We start from the raw sequence: 24,012 nt of genomic DNA on the forward strand, positions 1-24,012 counted from the left end.
CAGGCAGCATGGCGGAGTTCGACGGGCGGGTCGCCGCGGTCACCGGAGGAGCGTCCGGCATCGGCGCCGCGGTGGTGGCCGCGCTGCGCGAGCGGGGGGCGCGCGTCGCGGCGCTGGACCTGCGGCCGGTGCCAGACGCCGACGGCGTCCTCGGCGTGCGGGCCGACGTCACCGACGACGCGTCGGTGCGGGAGGCCATCGACGCGGTGGCCGACCGCTTCGGCGGGCTCGACGTGCTGGTCAACAACGCGGGCATCGGGGCGCAGGGCACGGTCGCCGACAACGACGACGCGGAGTGGCTGCGGGTGCTCGACGTCAACGTGCTCGGCATGGTGCGCACCGCCCGCGCGGCCCTGCCGTACCTGCGGAGGTCGTCGTCGGCGGCGATCGTCAACGTGGGCTCGATCGCGGCGACGGCCGGGCTGCCGCAGCGGGCGCTCTACAGCGCGTCGAAGGGCGCGGTGCTGGCGCTGTCGCGGGCGATGGCGGCCGACCACCTGCGTGAAGGGATCCGGGTCAACTGCGTCAATCCCGGGACCGCCGACACCCCGTGGATCGGCAGGCTGCTGGACAGGGCCGACGATCCGGAGGCGGAGCGGGCCGCGTTGTGCGCGCGGCAACCGCACGGCCGGCTCGTCTCGCCCGAGGAGGTCGCCCACGCGGTGGTCTACCTCGCGAGCCCCCTTGCCGGCTCCACGAGCGGCGTCGGCCTCGCCGTCGACGGCGGCATGCAAGACCTCCGCCTCCGCCCCGCCCAGTGAGCTGATCGCTCCCCAAGGCCACCTTAGGTGCGCTCAACGCAACAAAGGTGGCCTTGGGGGAAGTCGGGACCGCCGAGAGGGTTCCCTTGGCGGCAGGAGGGTCCGCGCGCCAACTGCAGTGAAGGCCACCATCACTGCGTTCAACGCAGGCAAGGTGGCCTTCACTGCGGCTGGGCAGGCGGGTCAGTTTTCCACGAGGGTTTGGCGGATCCACTGCTCTACGCCGGCGATGTGGACCGTTGCCCAGGCTCGGGCGACGTCGGGCTGTCCCGCCGCGAGCGCCTGCTGGATGGCGCGATGCTCGGCCAGCGTGCGCTCCACCGCCGCCTCCTGTGTGATGCCCCGCCACGTCCGCGCGCGCTGCGTTCGCCCCGAGACGCTCTCCACCAGCGACGAGAGCACCTGGTTGCCGGAGCCCGCCGCGATCCGGCGGTGGAACTCCAGGTCGTTGGCGACGAGTTGCTCGACGGTGGGCTTGTCGCCGAGGGAGTCGATGAGCGTCGCGAGGCCTCCGATGTCTTCCTGCGACATGTTGGTGGCGGCCATCGCGGTCGCCGCCGGTTCGAGGATGCGCCGCGCCTCCAGGAACTGCAGCACGGTGTCGTCGCGGTGGAAATCCACCACGAAGCTCATGGCATCCATGAGCAGTGCCGGCTCGAGGCTCGTCACGTAGGTGCCGTCGCCCTGTTTGACGTCGAGCACGTGAATGAGCGACAGGGCGCGCACGGCTTCACGCAGCGAGTTCCTCGACAGGCCGAGTCGCTCGGCGAGGTCGGGCTCGCGGGGGAGCCGGTCGCCGGGGCGCAACTCGCCGTCGACGATCATCTGCTTGATCGCCTCGATGGCGGCGTCGGTGACGGACATCGTTCTCCTCGCTGTTCCGGCCGCGCCGGGCGGCGGGCCGCGGCCGCGTCAGAGTCAGGATACATCGGATCTTTACTTTGCTTCGCTATCACGGTGCCGGAGCGTAAAATCCGTGTGTGGTGGCGCGGAACCGCGAGCTGGAACGCAGCGACGCGGCGCGTCACGCCCTCGTCGTCGCGGCGGTGGATCTGTTCACCGAGAAGGGGTTCGCCGACACGGCCACGAGTGAGGTCGTCAACCGCGCCGGGGTGACCAGGGCCGCGCTCTACTACCACTTCACCGACAAGGAAGCGCTGTTCGCGGCCGCAGCCGAGGCGGTGGAGGCCCGCGTGGCCGACCGCGTGCGCGCGGCGACGGCCGGCCTCGACGGTGATCCGGCGGAAGGCCTGCGGGTCAGCGCACAGGCGTTCCTCGACGCGTGCCTCGAACCGGAGGTGCGCAGGCTGCTCCTGCGCGAGGTGCCGTCGGTGCTCGGCTGGCGGTGGTGGAACGGCTCCGAACGTACGCGCGGGCCGTGGGGCTTGCTCGTCGAGAGGCTCGCGTCGGCGATCCGCGACGGCGTCCTGCCCGTTCAGCCCGCCGAACCGCTCGCGCACCTGCTCCATGGCGCCCTGTTGCAAGCCGGTGTCGTCATGACCTCGGACGTCCGTGACGAGGACGCCCGCGCCGCGATGGGAACCGCCGTGCGACGGCTGCTCGACTCACTGCTGGCCGGCGACCGTCCTTGACAATGCCCTACCCCCCTAGGGTATAAATGTCCCACCGGAGCACCCGAGATGGCTTCGACCTATACGGGTAGGGGGTACACTCGAGGTGATCCGGCGGTAGTAGAGGGAGAAGAGCGATGCGGGGATACACCGGCGACAAGGACGCCTACCTCAAGCGGCTGCGCCGCGTCGAGGGACAGATCAGGGGACTGCAGCGGATGGTCGAGAACGACGAGTACTGCATCGACGTGCTCACCCAGATCGCCGCGGCCACCAAGGCACTGCAGGCGGTGTCCCTCGGGCTCATGGACGAGCACCTCAAGCACTGTGTGGCGCAGGCCATCGCCGAGGGCGGCGAGACCGCGGAGGAGAAGGTGCGCGAGGCCAGCGACGCGATCGCCCGGCTCGTCCGCTCCTGACACCACGACGAAACCGACAACCACAGACAGAGCAAGGAGAACCGCGATGACCGAGACGACCTACACCGTCACCGGGATGACCTGCGAGCACTGCGCGCGCTCGGTGAGTGAGGAGGTCGGGGCCATCGACGGTGTGACCGACGTGTCCGTCGACGTCCCGACGGGCGCGGTCACCGTCACCAGCGCGAAGGAACTGGGCCTCGCCGACGTGCGAGCCGCGGTCGAGGAGGCCGGGTACCAGCTCACGGCATAGCACTTCGACAAGAAGCGACGACAGGACCGACATGAACACAGCAGCGAAGCTGTCCGCCTACGGTGTCACGCTCGCCCTCCTCGCCACTGGCGCGTGGGCGATCGGAACCGCTGTCGGTCCCCTCACCAGCGAGGCTGGTGCCCCCGGTCAGGAGGAACACGCCGGGGGCGGGGACGAACACAGCGGCACCGTCGCGGAAGCCGAGCACGTCGACCAGCCCGAGGGACTGGCGTCGGCCAGGGGCGGCTACACCCTCACGCCCACCCGCACGACGCTGACCCCGGGGACCACCGAGAGCTTCTCGTTCCGCATCACCGGCCCGGGCGGTGACCCCGTCACCCGCTTCGAGGTCGAGCACGAGAAGCGCATGCACCTCATCGTGGTGCGCCGCGACACCGCGGACTTCCAGCACATCCATCCCGAGATGACCGCCGACGGCACGTGGTCCGTGCCGTTGAACCTGCCCGATCCAGGGGCCTACCGCGTGTTCGCCGACTTCGCGCCATCGGGCGGTGAGGCGATGACACTCGGCGCCGACCTCTTCGCGCCTGGCGACTTCCAGCCGGTGACCCACGAGCCCTCGCGGGTCTCGCGCGTCGACGGCTACGAGGTCCGCCTCGACGGGCATCTGGTGGCCGGCGAAGCATCGGAGGTGCGGCTCACCGTCAGCAAGGACGGCAGGCCGGTAACCAACCTGCAGCCCTACCTCGGCGCCGACGGACACCTCGTGGCGCTGCGCGGCGGGGACCTCGCCTACCTGCACGTCCACCCCGGCGGCGAGAACAGCGGCGGCCCGGTGATCCCGTTCATCGCCGAGGTGCCGTCGGCGGGTACCTACCGGCTTTTCCTGGACTTCCAGCACGACGGCGTGGTGCGCACGGCCGAGTTCACCGTGGAGGGGGAGCGGTCATGACGGCCGGAGTGCGGGAAACAGTCGCGGGCCACGAGATCGAGCTCGAGATCGGCGGCATGACCTGCGCCTCGTGCGCCATGCGCGTGGAGCGCAAGCTCAACAAGCTCGACGGTGTCACCGCCACGGTCAACTACGCGACCGAGAAGGCCAGGGTCAGCTACGCGGACGGCGTCGAGCCGGACCAGCTCGTCGCGCAGGTGGAGGCCGCCGGATACACGGCGACCCTGCCGCCGGAGCCCACGGAGGAGACGGCGCGGCGGGAGCCGGAGGACGAGGACGACCCGCTGCGCGCCCCACGCCAGCGGCTCATCGCATCGGTCGTGCTTTCGGTGCCGGTGATCCTGCTCGCCATGGTCCCGGCCTGGCAGTTCGAGTACTGGCAGTGGATCTCGCTGACGTTGGCCGCGCCGGTGGTCGTGTGGGGCGCGTGGCCGTTCCACAAGGCCGCGTGGGCGAACCTGCGGCACGGCGCGGCGACCATGGACACGCTCATCTCGATGGGCACGCTCGCCGCGCTCGGCTGGTCGCTGTACGCGCTGCTGCTGGGCGAGGCCGGCATGCCGGGGATGACGCACGGCTTCGATTTCACGCTCGAGCGCGGCGGCGGCCAGGCGTCCATCTATCTGGAGGTCGCTGCCGGGGTCACCACGTTCATCCTCGCCGGGCGGTACTTCGAGGCCCGTTCGAAGCGGCGCGCGGGCGCGGCGCTCCGGGCGCTGCTGGAGCTCGGCGCCAAGGACGTCGGGGTGCTACGCGACGGCCGCGAGGTGCGCGTTCCCATCGGGCAGCTGGCGGTCGGCGACCGGTTCGTCGTGCGGCCCGGCGAGAAGATCGCCACCGACGGCGTGGTCGAGGAGGGCAGCTCCGCGGTCGACGCGAGCATGCTCACCGGCGAGTCGGTGCCGGTCGAGGTCGGCCTCGGCGACACCGTGACCGGCGCCACCGTGAACGCGGGCGGCAGGCTGGTCGTGCGGGCGACCCGTGTCGGCTCCGACACGCAGCTGGCCCAGATGGCGAAGCTGGTCGAGGACGCGCAGACGGGCAAGGCGGCCGTGCAGCGGCTGGCCGACCGGATCTCGGCGGTGTTCGTGCCGATCGTCATCGCGCTCGCACTGGGCACGCTGATGTTCTGGCTCGGCGCCGGCGTCCCGGCGGCGGAGGCGTTCACGGCCGCGGTCGCGGTGCTGATCATCGCCTGCCCGTGTGCCCTGGGGCTCGCCACGCCCACGGCGCTGCTCGTCGGCACCGGGCGGGGCGCGCAGCTCGGCATCCTGATCAAGGGCCCCGAGGTGCTGGAGTCCACCCGGCGCGTGGACACCGTCGTGCTCGACAAGACCGGCACGGTCACCACGGGCACGATGGCGCTCGCGAACGTGCACGCGGCCGACGGCGTCGACGACGCCGAGGCCCTGCGGCTGGCGGGTGCGCTGGAGAACGCCTCCGAGCATCCGATCGCCAAGGCCATCGCCCGCGGCGCGCGGGAGAAGGTAGGCGAGCTGCCTGTGGTGGAGGAGTTCACCAACGTCGAGGGGCTCGGCGTCCAGGGCGTCGTCGAGGGCCACGCAGTGGTGGCCGGGCGGCCCGCGCTGCTCGAACAGTGGGGCCTGCACCTGCCGGACGGGCTCGCCGAGGTCAAGGCCGAGGCGGAGGCGCGTGGCCGTACTGCTGTGGCGGTCGGCTGGGACGGCGATGTCCGCGCGGTGCTGGAGGTCGCCGACACCGTCAAGCCGACCTCGGCCGAGGCGGTCGCGCGGCTGCGGGAGCTCGGACTCACGCCGGTGCTGCTCACGGGTGACAACGAGGCCGTGGCCAGGACCGTGGCCGCCGAGGTGGGCATCGACGAGGTGTTCGCCGAGGTCCTGCCTCAGGACAAGGTGGACGTGGTCAAGCGGCTGCAGTCCGAGGGCAGGGTCGTCGCGATGGTCGGCGACGGCGTCAACGACGCCGCAGCGCTCGCGCAGGCCGACCTCGGGCTGGCGATGGGCACGGGCACCGACGTGGCGATCGAGGCCGGCGACCTGACGCTGGTGCGTGGTGACCTGCGGGTCGCCGCCGACGCGATCAGGCTCTCGCGGAGCACGTTGCGCACCATCAAGCACAACCTGTTCTGGGCGTTCGCCTACAACGTCGCGGCGCTGCCACTCGCGGCCGCCGGGCTGCTGAACCCGATGCTCGCCGGTGCCGCGATGGCGCTCAGCTCCGTGTTCGTGGTGAGCAACAGCCTCCGGCTGCGGCGGTTCCGCTAACGGGTGTGGTGATCGAGCACCCGGGTGAGCAAACCGACGAGCTGCTCGCGTTCGCTGGCCGACAGCGGCGCGAGCAGCTCGTCCTTGTGCCTGGGCCACCACCTTCTCCAGGCGGTTGAGCGTGCGCCTGCCCGCCGCGGTGATGCTGATGATGTTGCGCCTGCTCTCGTCCGGGTCGGGGCCGCGCCGCGCGAGTTCCCGCCCGGCCAGGTCGTTGAGGGTCGCGACGAGGCCGCTCGGGTGAACACCGCTGCCGCGTCTGAGGGCCGGCCGGCTCGCCGGAAGTGGTAACGACTCAGTAAAGAAGGGTAGGCTTGCCTACCCAAAAGGATAAATTTGGTTAGCCTCACCTAAGTGTCCAGACGCTTGGGGTTACGGCGAGCCGCGCTCGCCGGGATGGTGCTGGTGCTCGCGGGCTGCGGCCCCGCACCACAGCCGGGATCGAACGCCGCCGTTCCCGAGGGGATCGCCGACCAGACTCCGCTCGCGGAACTGACCCCGGTCGCCGACCCGCGCGCCCACGAAGGGCCGTCCACGGCGGTCGTGGCACAGCCCGACATCCAGCCCATCGAGCCCGCGCCGGCCCCGCGGCTGCCCGCGACCGTCACCGACCACCAGGGCACCCGCGTCACCGTCACCGACACCAGCCGCATCCTCGCCCTCGACCGCTCCGGCACGCTCGCCGCGACGGTGTTCGGCCTCGGGCTCGGCGACCGCGTGGTCGGCAGGGACTCCTCGACCGGTTTCCCGGCCGCGGCGGACCTCCCGCTCGTGACGAGCAACGGCCACCAGCTCAACCCCGAGGCCATCCTCGGCCTGCGGCCAAGCGTCGTCCTCACGGACACGACGCTCGGCCCGTGGAACGTCGTGCTGCAACTGCGCGACGCCGGTATCCCGGTGGTGGTCGTGACGCCGCGGCGCACGCTCGACAACAACGGCGAAATCGTGCGCGCCGTCGCCGCCGCGCTCGGCGTCGAGGCCGCCGGACGGCAGCTCGCCGACCGGCTGGACCGGGAGGTCGCCGCGAAGAAGGCGGAGATCGCGAAGCTGGTGCCGGACGAGGAGTCGCGCAGGCCCCGCGTCGTGTTCCTGTACCTGCGCGGCTCCGCCGGCGTCTACCACATGTTCGGCAGGGGTTCCGGCGCCGACGCGCTGATCTCCGCGCTAGGCGCCGTCGACGTCGCGAGCGAGGTGGGCATCAACGGGATGCGGCCCATCAACCCCGAGGCGCTCGCCAAGGCCAAGCCGGACGTGATCCTGCTGATGACCAAGGGGCTCGAGTCGGTCGGCGGCGTGGAGGGCGCGGCCAGTATCCCCGGCGTGGCACAGACTCCGGCCGCACAGCGCCGTCGCTTCGTGGACATGAACGACTACCAGATCCTCGGCTTCGGCCCGCTCACCCCATCGGTGCTCGACGCGCTCGCGCGGGCGCTCTACGCGCCGGACTCTCTCGAGGCGGCCGGGTGACCGCCACCGTCAGCCCGCCGGTGACCTCCGGCGGGGACCTCGTGCCGCCGCCGAGACGCAGGCCCGCGCGCGTGGCCGCACTGTTCACCGTGCTCACCGTGGGGCTGGTGATGGTGAGCATCGCCTCCGCGGCCGTCGGCCAGTTCGGCATCCCCGCGTCGCAGGTCGTCGGCTCGGTGCTGAACCGGATCGGCATCGACGTGCTCGCCGCGCCCGCCGACCCCTTCGCCGAGGCGGCGCTGTGGGACGTGCGTTTCCCGCGCGTGGTGCTGGCGCTGCTCGTCGGCGGTGTGCTCGGCGTGTGCGGCGCGCTGATGCAGGGCTGCTTCGGCAACCCGCTCGCCGAACCCGGGGTGGTGGGCGTTTCCTCGGGCGCCGCTGTCGGGGCGTGTCTGTCCATTGTGTTCGGCTGGACGTTCCTCGGCGCGTTCACCACCCCGGCGCTCGCGTTCGCGACCGGGCTTGTCACCACGCTGGCGGTGTACGTGCTCGCGCGGTCGAAGGGCCGCGCCGGGGTGGTCACGATGATCCTCACCGGCGTCGCCGTCAACGCCGTCGCCAACGCCGCCATCGCGTTCCTCGTCTTCGCGGGCGACCAGGCCGCGCGCGAGCAGATCGTGTTCTGGCAGCTCGGTTCGCTGGCAGGCAGCCGCTGGGCCTACGTCGCCACGATCGCGCCGCTCGTCGCGGTGTGCGTCGCCGTGTCGATGTTGCTCGCCCGGCGGCTCGACTTGCTGGCGCTCGGTGATCGGCAGGCCCGGCACCTCGGCGTGGACGTCGAGTCGCTGCGGCTGGTGACGATCGTGGTGGTCGCCGTCGCCGTCTCCGCCGCGGTGTCGTACTCGGGCATCATCGGCTTCGTCGGGCTCGTGGTGCCGCACCTGATCCGCATGATCACCGGGCCGGGTCACCGCGTGCTGATCCCCGCGAGCCTCCTCGGCGGCGCGTTGCTGCTCGCGGCCGCGGACCTGCTGGCCCGCAACGCCTTCCACTACGCGGACCTGCCCATCGGCATGCTGACCGCGCTCGTCGGCGGCCCGTTCTTCTTCTGGCTGCTGCTGCGCACCCGGCGCAGGGAAGGAGGCTGGACGTGAGGCTCCTCTCGCGCGCACCGGCACGCCTGCCCGAACCGCCGGCCGAGGGCGACGTGCTCGCCGAGGCGGACGCGGTGGTGGTCACGATCGGCGGGAAACGCCTGCTCGACGGCGTGTCACTGCGGGTGCACGCGGGCGAGGTGCTCGCACTCGTCGGCCCCAACGGCGCGGGCAAGTCGACGCTGCTCAGCGTGCTCGCCGGCGATCTGGCCCCCTCGGCGGGCACGGTCTCGATCCACGGCAGGCCCGCGCCTTCGTGGTCCACAGTGGACCTCGCGAGGCGCAGGGCCGTGCTGCCGCAGCACAACCCGGTGTCGTTCCCGTTCGACGTGCTCGCCGTGGTGGAGATGGGCCGGGCACCCTGGGAGGGCACGCCCGCCGAGGACGACGACGAGCGGGCGGTGGCCGCCGCGCTCGCCGACACCGAGCTCACCGCCTTCGCCACGCGGACCTATCCGACGCTGTCCGGAGGGGAGCAGGCGCGCACCGCGCTGGCCCGCGTGCTCGCGCAGTCGGCGAGCCTGCTCCTGCTCGACGAGCCCACCGCGGCGCTGGACCTTCGCCACCAGGAACAGGTCCTCGCGCTCGCCCGCGCGCGGGCGTCGGAGGGCGCCGGGGTGCTGGTGGTGCTGCACGACCTCGGCCTCGCCGCCGCACACGCCGACCGGATCGCGGTGCTCGCGGCGGGCGGCCTCGCCGAGGCCGGGCCCCCGGAGGACGTCTGCCGCGCCGAGCTGCTCTCCGGCGTCTACCAGCACCCGGTGGAGGTGATCAGCCATCCCCGTACCGGAAAGCCCATCGTCCTGCCGTACCGGTAACGAACAGGAAAGGCCCATGACCAAGTCCCCCTCTGGCAGACGTGCGCGTGCCGCGGCACTGGCCACGCTGCTCGCCGCGTTCACCGCCCCGTTGACCGGCACCGCGAGCGCCCAGGGCGCGTCGGTGAGCGTGTCGCCGTCCACCGCCGACCCCGACTACGCCACGATCGTCCAGCTGCGCGGCACCGGGTTCCAGTCCGTCCACGGTGGACACGGCGGCGTGTACGTGCTGTTCGGCTGGGTGTCGAACCCGGCGGGCGCGTGGCAGCCGAGCCAGGGCGGTGCCGCGGGCAGCACATACCGCTACGTGCAGGACACCGAGTCGCGGGACAACAACGGCTTCCAGCGTTATCTCGCCTTCCCCGGCAGTGACACGGGGTCGAGCGCGAACGGCGTGGTCAACCCCGACGGCACGTGGCAGGCGCAGCTCGTGATACCCGGCGCCCGTTTCCAGGCCGTCGACCGGGAGGGCAACACGACTCAGGTCGACTGCACGCGGGTGCAGTGCGGCGTCATCACGATCGGCGCACACGGCGTGGTGAACCCTGCCAACGAGACGTTCACGCCGGTGCGCTTCGCCGTCCCCCGGCAGGAGCCCGCGGCGGCGCCGCCCTCGCGGCAGGCCCCGCCCGCGACGACCACCACCACGGCGCCCGCGCCGACGCCCTCGGTCGAGACCGCGACGACGCAGGCCCGTGCAGGGGACCGGATCGAGGTCACCGGCACCGGTTTCACGCCCGGCGAGAACGTCGGCGTCACGCTGCACTCCGACCCGGTGACCCTCCCGCCCGCGCGGGCGGGCGACGACGGGCGGTTCACGTACACGGCGACGATCCCCGAGCACGTCACCGAGGGCACCCACCGTCTCGTGTTCACCGGTGAACGGTCCACTGTGGAGACATCCGTCGAGCTGTCGGTCCGAGCGGCGGCGCGAACGTCACCGTCGCCCCCGCCTGCGGAGCCCCCCGCGCAGGCGCAGGTGCAGGGGGAGAAGGGCAGCGCACTGCTCGTCGCGCTGCTCGTCGGGGGAGCGGTCCTACTGGTGGTCGCGGTGGTCGCGGTCGTACTGCGGCTGCGCCGCCGGACCCGGGATATCGAAGGGAACGACACGTGAGAACGATCTGGCGAAGAATGGGAGCCGCGGCGGGCACGCTCACGCTGCTCGCCGGTGGCGCGCTGACGGCGGGTCCCGCCGCCGCGCAGGACACCGGAGGCGAGGAGGCGTCGGCCACGGGACTGCACTGGGGCATCAAGCAGTCGTGGCGCAACTACATGACCATGTTCGGCGGCACGGTCACGCCCGCCGACGGCGCGTCGGCCGACCCGGAGCCGTTCTCGTGGCCGCAGCGCGCGTCCACGTTCGACCCGGAGACGGGCACGGGCACGGTGGAGTTCGGCGGCTCCGTCGGGTTCGCGATGCCCGGCCACTTCATCTGGGACTTCACCTTCGCCGACCCGAAGGTGACCTTCGACGGCGACGGCACCGGCTCGCTCAAGGGCACGGTGAGCTACGCGTTCTACGGCACGGCCGACGACCCGCAACAGGTGCGGGAGCCCACCGAGGTGGTGTTCGCCGACCTGACGTTCGAGGACGCACCCGTGGCCGAGGGCGACCACCTCGCCGCCACCATCACCTCGGCGACGCTCACCGAGGAGGGCGCGGCGGCCTTCGCGGGCTTCTACGAGCCGGGTGCCGCGCTCGACGCGGGCAGGCTCGTGTTCACGCCACCCGCCACGGAACCACCGCCGACGCCCTCGGTCACCGTGACCCCGTCGACCGGGCTGAACCCGGACGGCGCCGAAGTGACCATCGCGGGCACCGGCTTCGCGCCCGATGGCAACGGGGACAAGGGTTACCGGCTGCGGATCGGTCCCGGCCTCGACGTGCTCAAGGATCCCGCGGCGGGCGGTGCCTACCAGCTCGACCAGGCCATCCCGGTGAACGGCGACGGCACCTGGCAGATCACCACCACCGTCAAGGCCGCCTACACCGGCGCCGACGGCGTGGCGCGCACCGCGGCGGCGACGCCGTTCAGCGTCTACACCTTCGCCGCCGAGTCCACCGACACGACGTGGGACACGGTCACCGCGCTGACGTTCGCGCCGCCGTCGACCGATCCGGGCGCCGACCCCGGCCCCGACGGCGACGACGATCCGGCGCCGACGTGTGTGCTGACCCAGGAGAACGCCGCCAAGGGCGACCTGCTGTGGGGCCTGCGCAAGAGCTTCCGCAGCTACGTCGGGGTGGGCATCGGCGGTGCCGAGGGCAACAGCATCACCGCCACCGACGGCGCCGTGATCACCGGCGTCGACGAGGTCGCGCGTGACGGCGTGCCCAACCCGGCAGGAGTGCCGACCGGTGCGTACCGCTTCGCGTTCGGCTCCGCGCAGTTCACCTCCGCCGAGGCCTTCACCGTGCAGTACCGCGGCACGGTGACGTTCTCCTACCCCTCGCACTTCTTCACGTTCGTGCTCGGCGACCCGAAGGTGGTCGTGGACGGCGGCACCGGCACGCTCTACGCCGACGTCGAGCTGCGCACCGAGGAGGGCGCGCCGTCGGAGCCGGTGAACCTGCCGGGGGTGGCGCTCGCGAACCTCGACCTCGCGGGCGCGCAGAAGACGAACGAGGCCGGGGTGCTGTCCGTCGGGAACGTGCCCGCGACCCTGACGAGCTCGGACGCCTTCGGCGGCTTCTACGAGGACGGCGCCGAGCTCGACCCGGTGTCGCTCACGCTGGGCGCCGACTGCGCGACCCTGCCGGGCGGCCCCGGCGGGAACACGGGTGGCGTCAGCACCGGTGGCGGAAACTCCGGTGACGACCTGGTGCCCGACGTGCGGTTCCGGCCGCAGGCGAACCCAGGCGACCTGGCCTACACCGGCCTGGGCTCGTGGCCGATCTACGTCGGCGTGACCCTGCTCGTGGCCGGCGTCGCGCTGACCCTGCTGGCGAACCGCCGCCGCAGCAGAGCCTGACCCGACCGCAGTGAAGGCCACCTTGCCTGCGTTCAACGCAGGCAAGGTGGCCTTCACTGCGGCTGTGTGAGCTGTGATCGGACCTAGCCTTCGTGGTGGCAGGTGTTCGTGGGGGGTACGTCGAGCGTGGGGTTGCGGTCGAAGAAGCCCACCGGCTTGAGCGTGAACCCGGCGTAGTCCACGGGCATCACCGGCCAGTCCTCAGGGCGCGGGAAGTGCGTGAGCCCGAAGGTGTGCCACAGCACGATGTCCTCGCCGTCGATGCCCCGGCCCTCGGCCGCCCACTTCGGCAGGCCGTCGCCGCCGGGGTTCTGGTTCACGAGGTCACCGGCCGGATAGCGGTGCGCCGGGTCGTACTTCGTGACCCAGAGGTGCTTCGTCGCGAACGTCGCCCTCGCGTGGATCGACGACGACTCGTCGGCGAGCAGCGTGGGCTGCCCCTGCGGGTGCAGCGCGTAGGCGACCGGCTGGCCGAGCCGGTTGGTCACCTCCGGGTTCACGACGTGCCACACCCGCGCCCGTGTGTTGTCGGCCAGCCGCTTCGCGTCCGACTCCGTGGTCAGGCGCGTGCGCGCCTGGCGGAAGGCGTTGCCGTACGGGTTGTCCTCGCTCACCGGCACGCGCTGCGCCTCGACCTCGTCAACGGCGTTGCGCTGCCCGTCGACACCGACGTCGAGCCGGGCGCAGAACAGATGCTGGTGGTACGGGGCGCCGAGCCCCGGCGCCACCTCGGTCGCGTACTCGTGCCCCCGCTCCGGGTAGGCGGAGGTGAACGTGACGCCCGTGGCCTTGGCCTCCAGCTGGATCGTGCCGTCGAGGTAGAGATACCAGTAGAAGCCGTAGTCGTAGTTGCCGATCGTGGTGAAGAACGAGATCACCAGCCGCCGCTGCCGCCGCGTCTCGTGCGAGCCCGCGAACAGGTCGGAGTGCTTCCACAGCACGCCGAAGTCCTCCTCGTGCATGCAGATCGCGTTGCGGATCGTGCGTGCCTCGCCGAGGTCGTCGGCCACGACCGCGTCGAAGTAGCGGATCTCGCCGAGACAGTCGCAGCCCAGCTCCAGCGAGTTGGTGTAGCGGGCGAACATGTACTCGCCGCAGTCGAAGTAGTTCTGCCAGAACCGCACCGGCGACGGGTCGGCGTAGGGCACCACCATCTCGGCCACCGACGCGCGGTACAGCACCGGCCGCTCGTGGAAGGAGAGCTGGTGCAGGGTCAGCCCCTCGCGCTCGTTGAAGCCGATCCGCAGATCCCAGTTCTCCCACCGCACCCGGCTGTCCTCGACCTCGAAGCTCGGCCCGTGCGGCTGCGTGATCTCGATCGGCTTGAGGCTCGTGCGAGCGGGGCCGGTCTGCTCCGGGTCGTCGAAGTTGCCCGGCTCCCGGGGCACCGGCAGCTTCTCGTGGTCGATCACCCTGGTCACCGTGCGGCTGGTCAGGTCGACGTAGGCCACGAGCCCGTCCACCGGGTGCGCCCACGGGTGGTCCTTCTCGTGCAGCTGCTGGAAGCCGAGCGAGCGCACGACCCGCTTGCCCTCCTCGCCGGGCTCGTCGTAGCAGCCCGCCGAGAGGGGCACGGCACGCACGGTCGCCGGGTCGAGACCTCGTCGTGCCAGCGCGGACGTCCACTGCTCGTCGGCGTTGAGGATGTCCTCGATCAGTTCGAACTCGGTGTCGAGGATCGGCGGCTGTCCCGCCGCCACGGGGTCGATGTCCACCACCGAGTCCACAGCGGACCTGGTGGTCGACACGACCACGTCGCGCGAACTGCCGTCGGCGAGGTTCAGCAGGATCGCCCTGAACCGGCGGTCGAGTTGGGCGCCAGGCGTGAACGCCAGCACGTCGGACTTCTCCGGCTCCTCCAGCGCGAGGAACGCGAACCGCACGGGCTCGGCGAGCAGCCCGGCGTCGGCGAGGACCCGGCGGATCTGGCCGACCTCGTCGGCGCTCATCGGGTCCAGCGGATGCGTCGCGGTGGTCCTGTCTTCGGCGATGGTCATCTCTGCTCCTCTCGGTGGAAATCAGGCGGTTTCGACAACGGTTTCCGGTGCGAGCGGGGCCTTTCGCACCACGGCGCAGAGCGCGAGCCCGAACACGAACGAGCCCGCGAGCACCGCGCCGATCACGGCGGCCAGCCCGGCCGAGCCGCCGATCAGGGTGGGGAAGTTGAGGATCGTCAGCGCCAGGCACGTGCCGAGCCCGGCAAGCCCGAGCACGGGCGCCACGAGCGTGTGCCAGGCGCGCTGGTCCACTCGCGTGCGCCGGAAGAACACGACGACGGCCAGGCACGTGAGCGTCATCAGCGCCAGCACGCCGAGCGTCGCCGTGCCCGCCATCCACGCGAACACCTGCGTCACCGGGTCCATCCCCAGCGCCGCGAACAGCACCGTGAGCAGCACCGCGCTGCCCGACTGGGCGAGTGAGGCGACGTGCGGGGAACCGTGCCGCTCGTGACTGCGGCCGCACACCGAGGGCAGCGCGCCGGCGTTGCCGAGGGAGAAGGCGTACCTCGCGACGACGTTGTGGAAGGCCAGCAGCGCGGCGAACAGGCTCGTCACCAGCAGCACCTGTGCGACGTCGGCGCCCACCGCGCCGAGGTGGTCGCCGATGGTCGCGATCAGCATGTTGCCGGGATCGGCCGCGGCCCGCTCGACGGCGGCGGCGTCGCCCCACGCGGACACCACGGCCCAGCTGGAGAGCGCGTAGAAGCCGGCGATCAGCAGCAGCGCGGCGTACGTGGCCCGCGGGATGGTGCGGCCGGGATCGCGGGCCTCGTCGCGGAACACCGCAGTGGCCTCGAAGCCGATGAAGCTCGCGACGGCGAACATGATCGCGATGCCCAGCGAACCGGACCCGATCTGCGCGGGCTGCAGCAACGCCGTCGACAGCCCGGCGTCCCCGCCGCCCTTGGCCGCGACCACCGCGTCGAACACGAGCACGATCCCGACCTCGCACAGCAGCAGCACGCCGAGGACGCGGCTGCTGAGCTCGATGTGCCGGTAACCGAGCACACCGACCACGGCAGCCGCGGCCAGCGCGTACAGCCACCACGGCAGCGCGGGCCCACCGTAGTGCTGGACGAGGCCGTCGAGCGTCGCGCCGAGGTAGCCGTAGACGGCGAGCTGCACCGCTGTGTAGGTGACCAGTGCGAGGAACGCCGTGCCGAGGCCGGGCGCGCGGCCGAGTCCGCGCTGGACGTAGGAGTAGAACGCGCCCGCGTTGGGCACGTGCCTGCTCATCGCGCAGAACCCGACGGCGAACAGCAGGAGCACGGCGCAGCACAGCACGAACGTCGCGGGGAAGGCCGCGCCGTTGCCCAGCGCCACGCCGAGCGGGACGCTGCCAGCCACCACGGTGAGCGGGGCCGCCGCGGCGACGACCATGAAGACGATGGAACCGGCACCGAGCGAGCCGGACAGCGAGCGGGGAGCGGATGTGTCCATGCGGACCTCCGGTGGAGAGCGGCTTCTCTGACTCGCTGCAGCGTTGCCAGAAGACGTTGCCGCGCCGCGCCCGTCCGGTCAAACGCCGGTCTCCTCGGCTGGTAAGACGCGACACACCGTTCTCGGAACACGGGAACGGCCTCGCCCGGATTCTCATTTGACTCGCTCGTGTGTGACGTCAGCGGTCACTCCGCGGTTACAGTCCCTCGTTAGCGTGCTGGTCCTGCGTTGAAGGAGGCCGATGTCGCGAGCGTCGGGGTACCGGGGTGCCGTGGCGGTACGTCGCGAGTCTCCCATGTCGGGGCTCGACCGCCGCAATCTCGGCCCGCTGCAGGTGTTCGCGCAGTCGATCTCGGGTGCCGCGCCGTCGGCGGCGATGGCGGCCGCCCCCGCCGTGGCGGCGGCGACCGCGGGCGGGGCCGTGCTGTGGTCGTTCGTCGCCGCCACCGTGCTGGCCCTGCTGATCGGCGTGTGCGTCGCCCAGTTCACCCGGAGGATGGCCGCGGCCGGCTCGCTCTACAGCCTCACCGCGAAGGGGCTCGGCCCGGTCGCCGCGTTCGCGGCCGGGTGGGCCCTGCTCATCGGCTACGGGCTGCTCGCGATGGCCGCGCTCGTCGGCGCGGGCACGTATGTGCACGACGTGCTGCGGCGGATGGGCCTCAGCCCCGGCTGGGGCGCCGTGGCGGGCACCGTGGTGGTGCTCGGCGTGCTCGCGACGGTGCTGACCGTGCGTGGCGTGCGCCTGTCGGCCAAGGTCGTGCTGGTGACGGAGGCCCTGTCGATCAGCGCACTGCTCGTCGTGTTCGGGCTGCTGCTCGCCCGGGTCGCGCCCGAGCTGGGGTTCACGCCGTTCACCACGGAGGAGGGGCTCGGCGGTGTGGCGGGAGCGGTGCTGCCCGCGCTGGGCGCGTTCGTCGGCTTCGAGGCGGCGGCGTCCTTCGGTGTCGAGGCGCGGCGCCCGTTCCAGAGCGTGCCCCGTGCCGTGCAATGGACAGCGGCCCTGTGCGGCGTGCTTTACCTGGTCGCCGCGTACACGCAGGCGGCGGGGCTGAGCCAGCTGCCGGGCGGGCTCGCCGGGCAGCCGGAGCCGATGAGCACGCTCGCCGAGCTGGAGGGGCTGCCGTGGCTGCCCTACGTGCTCGACGCCGGCATCGCCGCGTCGTTCTTCGCGTGCACGATGGCGACCAGCAGCGCGCTGGTGCGGGTGCTGCTGTCGATGGGCCGAGAGGGCATCGTCCCTCGCCGCCTCGGCACCACCCACCCCCGCTACCGCACGCCGCACGTGGCGATCCTGCTCGTGCTGCCCGCCGCGACGCTGCTGCCGGTGGTGCTGCTCGCCGCGGGCGTGTCCACCCGGGAGCTGTTCGTGGCCCTGCTGAACATCGCCGTGTTCGGTTACCTCATCGCCTACCTGCTCGTGTGCGCGGCGGCGCCGGTCTTCCTGCACCGCATCGGTGAGCTGACGCGCGGCGCGCTGGCCGCGTCGGTGGTCGTGGCCCCCGTCCTGCTTGCCGTGCTGGTGCTGTTCACCGTGAACAACGCCGACGGGCCGTACCCGCTGGCGTTCACGCTCCTGCTCGCGGCCGGGCTGGCGTGGTACGCGTGGGTGCGGGCGCGCAGACCGCGGCAGCTGGCCGGGATCGGCATCTACGACGAGACGTCGGCGTCCGACCTGCTCGGCGGCAGGCCATGAGCCCGCCCGCCGAGCAGGCACCGCTGTCGGGACGACAGCCGAAGGCCGTCCGCAACGCCCTCGCCGTGCTGGAGGAGGTGGTGGCCGCGGGGCCCGGTGTGACCGCGAAGGAGATCTCCGCCGCGCTGAAGCTGCCGCCCGCGACGACGTACCGGCTGCTGAACCTGCTCGTGGGCGAGGAGTACCTGGTGCGGCTGCCGGACCTGCGCGGGTTCGCGCTCGGCCGCAGGGCGGGCAGGCTCACGGTTCCCGTCGCGAGCGGTCCACCCGCGGCCGCCAGGGCGGTGGTGGAGCGCCTGCGGCAGCGCGTGCGCTGGGGCGTGCACCTCGCGTCGTACCAGTCGGGGCGGGTGGAGCTCGTCGACGCCGACCCCGACCACCCGCCGTCGGACGGTGCCCTGCTCGCCCGCTACCCGCATGCCTCCGCTCTGGGCAAGCTGCTGCTCGCCGATCAGGCCGAATGGCGGGCCATGGTGCGGGACCTGCGCCCGTTCACGACGGCGACGATCACCGAGGCGGGGCGGCTGGAGACCGAGCTGGCCGACGTGGCGCGAACGGGGCTCGCGCGCCAGTGCGGCGAGCTGTACCCGGGGCGCGGCTGTCTCGCGGTGGCGATCCGCGATGTCGTGCACGGAACCCTCGTGGCGGGCCTCGCCGTGAGCGGACCGACCGAGCGTGTCGCCGAACCGAACCCCGACCTGCTGGCCCTCGTGCGCGAACACGCCGACCAGCTCGCGCCCCTGTTGGCCTGACCGATTCGCGCCACTGCAGTGAAGGCCACCTTCACTGCGTTGAACGCAGTGAAGGTGGCCTTCACTGCGGACGGAAGCAGGAGGAGAGGCTGCCCCCAAGGCCACCTTTGTTGCGTTCAACGCAGCAAAGGTGGCCTTGGGGGGCAGTTATTGCACGTGTGCGGTCAGCCGGTGACGGCGCGGAGGGAGCCGGGGCGACGGCCGGTGAGCTGGTCGAGCGCGGCGCCCGTGGCCTCGTCGGCCGGCAGGTAGACCAGCAGGCGCTGGTCGTCGTCGGGCAGGGCCAGTGTCTCGTACGCCAGCAGCAGTCCGCCCACCTCGGGATGCACCAGCCGCAGCTCCCCGGTGTCCGGTACCAGCGAGGGCGGACACCGCAGCCGGTCGGCGAACGGGGCGCCCGCGGTGACGGTCAGCTCGTCGGTCAGCGCGGCGAGATGCGGGTCGTCGCCGGGAGGGCCGAGCTTGAGGTTCGCGACGTGCTCGTCGGCGACGCGCTCCCAATCGGCGAAGACGGTGTGCGCGCGGGCGTCGGTGAACAGGAACCGCACCAGGTTCGGCGCTTCGGCGTCGAGCAGCCCCGCCGGCCCGGCGAGCCGCTCGTAGGCGGGGGTGTACGCGAGCACGTCGCTCAGCCGGTTCAGCAGCAGCGCGGGAGCGGGTTCGAGCCGGTCGAGCAGCGCGCGCACGGTCGGCCGCACCGTGCGCGCCGGCGGCATGCCTGCCGGGCAGAGCGCGGCGCCGGCCAGCGACTTGGCGGTGTGGGCCAGCAGCTGGCGGTCGGTGAGCGACAGGCGCAGCGCGTCGGCGATCGCGCCGAGCACCTGAGCCGAGGGGTGCCGGTCGCGGCCCTGTTCCAGCCGCGTCAGGTACTCGACGCTGATCCCGGCCAGTGTCGCCAGCTCGGACCGGCGCAGGCCGGGCGTACGGCGGCGCGGCCCGCTCGGCAGGCCCACCCGCTCGGGCGTGACCGCCTCGCGGCGGGCGCGCAGTAACGTCCCCAGCTCGTTGTCGCTCACTCCCGAAACGCTACCCGCGGCGGGTACCTCGAAGGGTGGCCCTCGTGGGGCCAGTCTCAGCGCGGCCTCCCCGGCGACCCGGAAGCGCGCGAGGCTCGCCGTCATGACGACAGAGAACGTGACCACCACCGGCCTCCCGCTCACGCCCGGCGCGTGGACGCTCGACCCCTTCCACTCCGCGGTCAACTTCACCATCCGCCACCTCGGCATCTCCAAGGTGCGGGGCCGTTTCGCCGAGTTCGACGCCGCGCTGACGGTCGGCGAGACGCTGGCCGACTCGTCGGTGACCGCCACCGTCGCGCTCGCCTCGATCGACACCGGCAACGCCGACCGCGACGCGCACGTCCGCGCGCCCGACCTGCTCGACGTCGCCACGCGGCCGACGATGCGGTTCGTCTCGACGCGGCTGGACGGCGAGGGCGAGGACTGGACGATGGATGGCGAGCTGACCATCGGCGACGTGACGCGGCCGGTCACCTTCGCCGTCGAGTTCGGTGGTGTGGACAGGATGGCCGAGGACGCGCCGAGGCACGCCGGGTTCGAGGCGACCGGCGAGATCCGGCGCGGCGACTTCGGCCTCAGGTTCGCGCCCGGCATCCTGGGCGAGGTCGTGAAGATCCAGCTCGACGTCCAGTTCGTCGAACCGGCCTGAGGGGAGCTCATCGATGCGGTACCGCCCGCTCGGTCAGACCGGACTGCGAGTCTCCGAGCTGTTCCTCGGCACGATGGCGTTCGGCGCGCCCGTGCCCGAGAGCGACTGCCGGGAGATGCTCGACGGCTTCGCCGACGCGGGTGGTAACGCCATCGACACCGCCGTCGTCTACCGCGGCGGCGAGAGCGAGAGGATCCTGGGCGAGCTGCTTCGGGGCCGCCGGGACCGGTTCGTGCTCGGCACGAAGTACGCGCTGAGCCGGGACGCCACGGACCCCAACGCCTCTGGCAACCATCGCAAGAACCTGCGCCTTTCGCTCGAGACGAGTCTGCGCAGGCTGCGCACCGACTACCTCGACCTGTACTGGGTGCACGTGTGGGATCTCCGCACGCCCGCCGAGGAGATCCTGCGGGCGCTGGACGACGCCGTGCGCACGGGGAAGGTCCTGCACGTCGGCATCTCCGACACCCCGGCGTGGTGGGTCAGCCGTGCGAACCAGCTCGCCGAGTCGCGGGGCTGGACGCCGTTCTCCGCGGTGCAGGTGCCGTACAACCTGCTGTGGCGTGATGTCGAGCGCGAGCTGCTGCCGATGGCGGAGGCGCTGGGGCTCAGCGTCACCACGTGGAACCCGCTGGCGGGCGGCGTGCTGTCCGGCCGATATCTCGACGGCGGAACCGGTGGCGGCAGGCGGGATCCCGCGACGCTGACCGAGCGCGACCACGCCGCGGCGCGCGTGGTGCGCGACGTCGCCGGGGAGCTGGGCGCGACGCCGTCGCAGGTGGCGATCGCATGGCTGCTGGCCCGCTCGCCGTCGGTGCTGCCGATCCTCGGGCCGCGCACGCCCGCCCAGCTGAAGGACGCACTGGGCGCGGCCGGCCTCGAGTTGCCCGGGGAGGCCATCGAGCGGCTCACCGGTGCGGTGCCGTTCGAGCGCGGGTTCCCCGCCGACTTCCTCGAGGGTCTCGACATCTAGGGCCTGGCGCGGCCTACCCTGCCCGGTCAGCCTGCGCTTCGCCAGCCGGGCACGCCGAGGGTGATCAGCCGGAGCCGTTTCTCGGCCGTGCGGATGATCCGCTCGTCGGCCTCGGTGTCGCCCTGGCGGGCCTCCAGCAGGTCCAGCACCGTGCCCAGCATGGCCGTGACGATGAGGTCGGCCATCATGTTCAGGTCCTCGGTGCTCCACTCCCGCAGGTACTCGAAGCGCGCGAGGTCCACGGCGAGCTCGCGGGAGAACAGCCGCAGTTCGATGCCGATCGCCTGGCGTACCTCGCCGGTGCCGCCGTAGCGCTCCCTGATCAGGAACCAGTAGTGCGCTTCGTTCGCGCGCACGTGCTCGGCGAGCGTGCGCACCGACGCGCGGATGATGCCGGTGGACGTCCTCGGGTCGTTGCGGGCCGAGCGGATCATCCCGCGCAGCGTGCGCATGGACTCATCCACGAGCGCGACGCCGAGGGCCTCCATCGACGCGAAGTGCCGGTAGAACGCCGTCGGCACGATTCCCGCCTGTTTGGTCACCTCGCGCAGGCTGACGCCGCCGAAGCCGCGTTCGGCGAACAGCCGCAGCGCGGTGTCCAGCAGCGCGCGCCGGGTGCGTTCCTTGCGCTCGTGCCGGCTCACCGGTTCCACAGTCACGGCGTTCAGCGTACGTACGTCCACGTTGTAGGCCACCTCACATTGCGGGCTTCGAGCAGTCCCCCCACTATTGAGTGTACGGGTGTGCACTGAATTGGAGGTGTGAGATGGGCAGACTCGCCGCACTCGCCGGCACGCTGCTCACTCCGCACGGCATCGACCGCTACCTCGAACTGATCGACCCGATGCTCGTGCGCGAGGAGATCAGGGCCGAGGTCACCGAAGTCCGCAGGCAGACGCCGGGCACGGTGACGCTCACGCTGCGTCCGAGCAGGGCGTGGCCTGGCTTCACCGCGGGCCAGTACATGCGCGTGTCTGTGGACATCGACGGTGTGCGCCGTACCCGCTGCTACTCGCCAGCGGGCTCGGCGCACCGGCCGGACCGGCTTGAGCTGACGATCAGGGCTCACGAACACGGCCTGGTGTCGCGGTACCTGCACCACACCGCGCGGCCAGGGCTCGTGCTCGGGTTGTCCCGGCCGGAAGGCGTGTTCACGCTGCCGCAAGCCCGTCCGGAGAAGCTGTTGCTGATCAGTGGCGGCAGCGGCATCACCCCGGTGCTCTCGATGCTGCGCACGCTCGCCGACGAGGACCATCGCGGAGAGGTGACGTTGCTCCACTACGCGGCCACCGCCGCCGACGTGCCCTATCGCGAGGAGCTGGCGTCGCTCGGCACGCGGCCGGGCACCCGCGTGGTGCTCGCCCACACCCGGGACGGAGAGGGACACCTGCGCGGCCGTTTCGGCGAGCGGCACCTGGCCGAGGCCGCGCCGTGGTACCGCGACGCGCGGACCTACCTGTGCGGTCCCGAACCGCTGCGGGACGCCGTCTCGGAGCTCTACGCGGAGGCGGGTTTGAGTGAACGCCTGCACACTGAGGAGTTCACGCCACCCGCGCTGCGGCTCGACACCGGCGGCGCGAGCGGGCGCGTGCGCTTCGCCCGCAGCGGCACCGAGGCCGACAACACCGGCAGGCCGCTGCTGGAGCAGGCCGAGGCCGCGGGCCTGAGCCCCGAGCATGGCTGCCGCATGGGCATCTGCTTCTCGTGCACGCAGGTGAAGGCGAAGGGCGCCGTGCGCGACGTGCGCTCCGGCGAAGTGTCCGACGACGAGAACGAAGAGATCCAGCTGTGCATCTCCGTCCCCGTCGGGGACGTCGAGATCGACTGTTAGGGAGACGACGACCATGACCGGACTGCAGGACCGCCTCACGCCGCAACAGGTCGAGGATTTCGGACAGGAGATGGACGAGCTGCGCCAGCGCGTCGTCGCCGACCTCGGAAAGTCCGATGTGGACTACATTCAGAACGTCATCAAGATCCAGCGCAGTCTGGAGATCTCCGGGCGGGCGCTGCTGTTCGCCGGGTTCTTCCCGCCCGCGTGGATCGCCGGGGTCGGCGCGCTGTCGCTGTCGAAGATCCTCGACAACATGGAGATCGGCCACAACGTCATGCACGGCCAGTACGACTGGACTCGCGACCCGGCGCTCAGCTCCCAGCGGTTCGAGTGGGACACGGTGGCACCGGCGGAGAACTGGCGGCACTCGCACAACTACATCCACCACACCTACACCAACATCCTCGACAAGGACCGCGACGTCGGCTACGGGATCCTGCGCATCGACCCCGAGCAGAAGTGGCACCCGTACTACCTGGGCAACCCGGTCTACGCCGTGGTGCTCGCCTTCATGTTCCAGTGGGGCGTGATGCTGCACGATCTCGAGTTCGACCGGGTCGTCAAGGGCGAGCGGAAATGGTCGGAGTTCGCGGAGGTCCGCAAGCGCATGCTGCGCAAGGCGTCGCGTCAGGTCGGCAAGGACTACGTGCTGTTCCCGCTGCTGACCGGCCCGCTCGCGCCGCTGACGCTGCTCGGCAACGCCTCGGCGAACGTGGTGCGCAACCTGTGGGCGTTCTCGATCATCTTCTGCGGGCACTTCCCGGCCGACGTGGAGAGCTTCACCGAGCGGGAGACGGAGGGCGAGAGCAGGGGCCAGTGGTACCTGCGCCAGATCCTCGGCTCCGCCAACATCACCGGCGGCCCCCTGTTCCACATACTCTCGGGCAACCTCTCGCACCAGATCGAGCACCACCTCTTCCCGGACATCCCGGCCTGCCGGTACCCGAAGATCGCGCCCGAGGTGCGCGCGATCTGCGAGAAGTACGGCCTGCCGTACCACACCGGTCCGCTGCACAAGCAGCTCTTCTCGGTGGCGAAGAAGCTCGTCAAGCTGGCCTTGCCCGGCGGTAAGGGTGCGGACGAGCCCAAGGCCAGTACGCTGAACCGCGACCGGAACCTCAGTGCGGCGTAGGGACG

Annotated in this window: 22 protein-coding genes; 17 read left to right on the forward strand and 5 right to left on the reverse strand. The window is 71.7% G+C overall.

Annotated features, from left to right (window positions below; translation table 11 throughout):
* Positions 1-8: 8 nt before the first annotated feature.
* A complete protein-coding gene (locus FCN18_RS12545; RefSeq protein ID WP_112275224.1) occupies positions 9-761 on the forward strand; it encodes an SDR family NAD(P)-dependent oxidoreductase in 753 nt (250 codons plus the stop codon).
* Positions 762-944: 183 nt separating this feature from the next.
* Here FCN18_RS12545 and FCN18_RS12550 read toward each other — a convergent pair whose 3' ends face one another.
* Positions 945-1,625: a FadR/GntR family transcriptional regulator gene (locus FCN18_RS12550; protein WP_112275226.1), complete on the reverse strand. Its 681-nt coding sequence runs from the start codon at positions 1,623-1,625 to the stop codon at positions 945-947.
* Positions 1,626-1,741: 116 nt separating this feature from the next.
* Here FCN18_RS12550 and FCN18_RS12555 point away from each other — a divergent pair, with 116 nt between their 5' ends.
* The 10 genes from FCN18_RS12555 (at position 1,742) to FCN18_RS12600 (ending at position 12,515) form a co-directional block, all read left to right on the forward strand.
* Positions 1,742-2,353, forward strand: coding sequence for a TetR/AcrR family transcriptional regulator (locus FCN18_RS12555; RefSeq protein ID WP_137095048.1), 612 nt, complete (start codon positions 1,742-1,744; stop codon positions 2,351-2,353).
* A 116-nt stretch (positions 2,354-2,469) separates the two neighbouring features.
* Positions 2,470-2,751, forward strand: a complete 282-nt coding sequence (locus FCN18_RS12560; protein WP_110342568.1) for a metal-sensitive transcriptional regulator — start codon at positions 2,470-2,472, stop codon at positions 2,749-2,751.
* Between the two features lie 46 nt (positions 2,752-2,797).
* On the forward strand, positions 2,798-3,004 hold the full coding sequence (locus tag FCN18_RS12565; protein WP_112275230.1) for a heavy-metal-associated domain-containing protein: 207 nt from the start codon (positions 2,798-2,800) through the stop codon (positions 3,002-3,004).
* Between the two features lie 31 nt (positions 3,005-3,035).
* Positions 3,036-3,917: a hypothetical protein gene (locus FCN18_RS12570; protein ID WP_137095050.1), complete on the forward strand. Its 882-nt coding sequence runs from the start codon at positions 3,036-3,038 to the stop codon at positions 3,915-3,917.
* Positions 3,914-6,163 carry a heavy metal translocating P-type ATPase gene (locus FCN18_RS12575; RefSeq protein ID WP_137095052.1) on the forward strand — a complete coding sequence of 750 codons (2,250 nt, stop codon included), beginning with the start codon at positions 3,914-3,916 and terminating at the stop codon, positions 6,161-6,163. The genes FCN18_RS12570 and FCN18_RS12575 overlap by 4 nt, the downstream gene beginning before the upstream one ends.
* Before the next feature lie 354 nt (positions 6,164-6,517).
* Positions 6,518-7,630: an ABC transporter substrate-binding protein gene (locus FCN18_RS12580; protein ID WP_228713895.1), complete on the forward strand. Its 1,113-nt coding sequence runs from the start codon at positions 6,518-6,520 to the stop codon at positions 7,628-7,630.
* Entirely contained in the window at positions 7,627-8,724 is a 1,098-nt protein-coding gene (locus FCN18_RS12585; RefSeq protein ID WP_228713897.1) for a FecCD family ABC transporter permease, read from the forward strand. Before FCN18_RS12580 ends, FCN18_RS12585 begins: the two co-directional genes overlap by 4 nt.
* Positions 8,721-9,542 (forward strand): heme ABC transporter ATP-binding protein, encoded by an 822-nt coding sequence (locus FCN18_RS12590; protein WP_206077876.1) that lies wholly within the window; start codon positions 8,721-8,723, stop codon positions 9,540-9,542. Before FCN18_RS12585 ends, FCN18_RS12590 begins: the two co-directional genes overlap by 4 nt.
* A gap of 16 nt (positions 9,543-9,558) precedes the next feature.
* Positions 9,559-10,656 carry a hypothetical protein gene (locus tag FCN18_RS12595; protein ID WP_137095055.1) on the forward strand — a complete coding sequence of 366 codons (1,098 nt, stop codon included), beginning with the start codon at positions 9,559-9,561 and terminating at the stop codon, positions 10,654-10,656.
* Positions 10,653-12,515, forward strand: coding sequence for an HtaA domain-containing protein (locus FCN18_RS12600; RefSeq protein ID WP_137095057.1), 1,863 nt, complete (start codon positions 10,653-10,655; stop codon positions 12,513-12,515). The genes FCN18_RS12595 and FCN18_RS12600 overlap by 4 nt, the downstream gene beginning before the upstream one ends.
* An 83-nt stretch (positions 12,516-12,598) precedes the next feature.
* On the opposite strand, the gene FCN18_RS12605 is transcribed toward FCN18_RS12600, so the two are convergent.
* Both FCN18_RS12605 and FCN18_RS12610 read right to left on the reverse strand, forming a co-directional pair.
* A complete protein-coding gene (locus FCN18_RS12605) occupies positions 12,599-14,512 on the reverse strand; it encodes a primary-amine oxidase (RefSeq protein ID WP_137095059.1) in 1,914 nt (637 codons plus the stop codon).
* Between the two features lie 21 nt (positions 14,513-14,533).
* Entirely contained in the window at positions 14,534-15,955 is a 1,422-nt protein-coding gene (locus FCN18_RS12610; protein WP_137095062.1) for an APC family permease, read from the reverse strand.
* Between the two features lie 241 nt (positions 15,956-16,196).
* Here FCN18_RS12610 and FCN18_RS12615 point away from each other — a divergent pair, with 241 nt between their 5' ends.
* Together FCN18_RS12615 and FCN18_RS12620 are read left to right on the forward strand one after the other, a co-directional pair.
* Positions 16,197-17,648: an APC family permease gene (locus FCN18_RS12615; protein WP_112275248.1), complete on the forward strand. Its 1,452-nt coding sequence runs from the start codon at positions 16,197-16,199 to the stop codon at positions 17,646-17,648.
* On the forward strand, positions 17,645-18,400 hold the full coding sequence (locus FCN18_RS12620) for an IclR family transcriptional regulator (protein WP_112275250.1): 756 nt from the start codon (positions 17,645-17,647) through the stop codon (positions 18,398-18,400). Before FCN18_RS12615 ends, FCN18_RS12620 begins: the two co-directional genes overlap by 4 nt.
* 164 nt (positions 18,401-18,564) lie before the next feature.
* On the opposite strand, the gene FCN18_RS12625 is transcribed toward FCN18_RS12620, so the two are convergent.
* Positions 18,565-19,416, reverse strand: a complete 852-nt coding sequence (locus FCN18_RS12625) for a helix-turn-helix domain-containing protein (RefSeq protein WP_112275252.1) — start codon at positions 19,414-19,416, stop codon at positions 18,565-18,567.
* 103 nt (positions 19,417-19,519) lie between these two features.
* On the opposite strand from FCN18_RS12625, the gene FCN18_RS12630 reads away from it, so the two are divergent.
* Together FCN18_RS12630 and FCN18_RS12635 are read left to right on the forward strand one after the other, a co-directional pair.
* The gene (locus FCN18_RS12630) at positions 19,520-20,068 is read left to right on the forward strand and encodes a YceI family protein (RefSeq protein WP_137095065.1); all 549 of its coding nucleotides are present in this window, start codon (positions 19,520-19,522) and stop codon (positions 20,066-20,068) included.
* A gap of 13 nt (positions 20,069-20,081) precedes the next feature.
* The gene (locus tag FCN18_RS12635) at positions 20,082-21,041 is read left to right on the forward strand and encodes an aldo/keto reductase (RefSeq protein ID WP_137095067.1); all 960 of its coding nucleotides are present in this window, start codon (positions 20,082-20,084) and stop codon (positions 21,039-21,041) included.
* Between the two features lie 26 nt (positions 21,042-21,067).
* Here the strand turns inward: FCN18_RS12635 and FCN18_RS12640 are convergent, their stop codons facing one another.
* Positions 21,068-21,700 carry a TetR family transcriptional regulator gene (locus tag FCN18_RS12640; protein WP_407675771.1) on the reverse strand — a complete coding sequence of 211 codons (633 nt, stop codon included), beginning with the start codon at positions 21,698-21,700 and terminating at the stop codon, positions 21,068-21,070.
* A gap of 107 nt (positions 21,701-21,807) precedes the next feature.
* On the opposite strand from FCN18_RS12640, the gene FCN18_RS12645 reads away from it, so the two are divergent.
* Both FCN18_RS12645 and FCN18_RS12650 read left to right on the forward strand, forming a co-directional pair.
* A complete protein-coding gene (locus tag FCN18_RS12645; protein ID WP_137095070.1) occupies positions 21,808-22,872 on the forward strand; it encodes a ferredoxin reductase in 1,065 nt (354 codons plus the stop codon).
* Positions 22,873-22,885: 13 nt separating this feature from the next.
* Entirely contained in the window at positions 22,886-24,007 is a 1,122-nt protein-coding gene (locus tag FCN18_RS12650) for a fatty acid desaturase family protein (RefSeq protein ID WP_137095071.1), read from the forward strand.
* Positions 24,008-24,012: the final 5 nt, after the last annotated feature.

The sequence above is a fragment of the Prauserella endophytica genome (assembly GCF_005146945.1).
Classification (GTDB): domain Bacteria; phylum Actinomycetota; class Actinomycetes; order Mycobacteriales; family Pseudonocardiaceae; genus Prauserella_A; species Prauserella_A endophytica.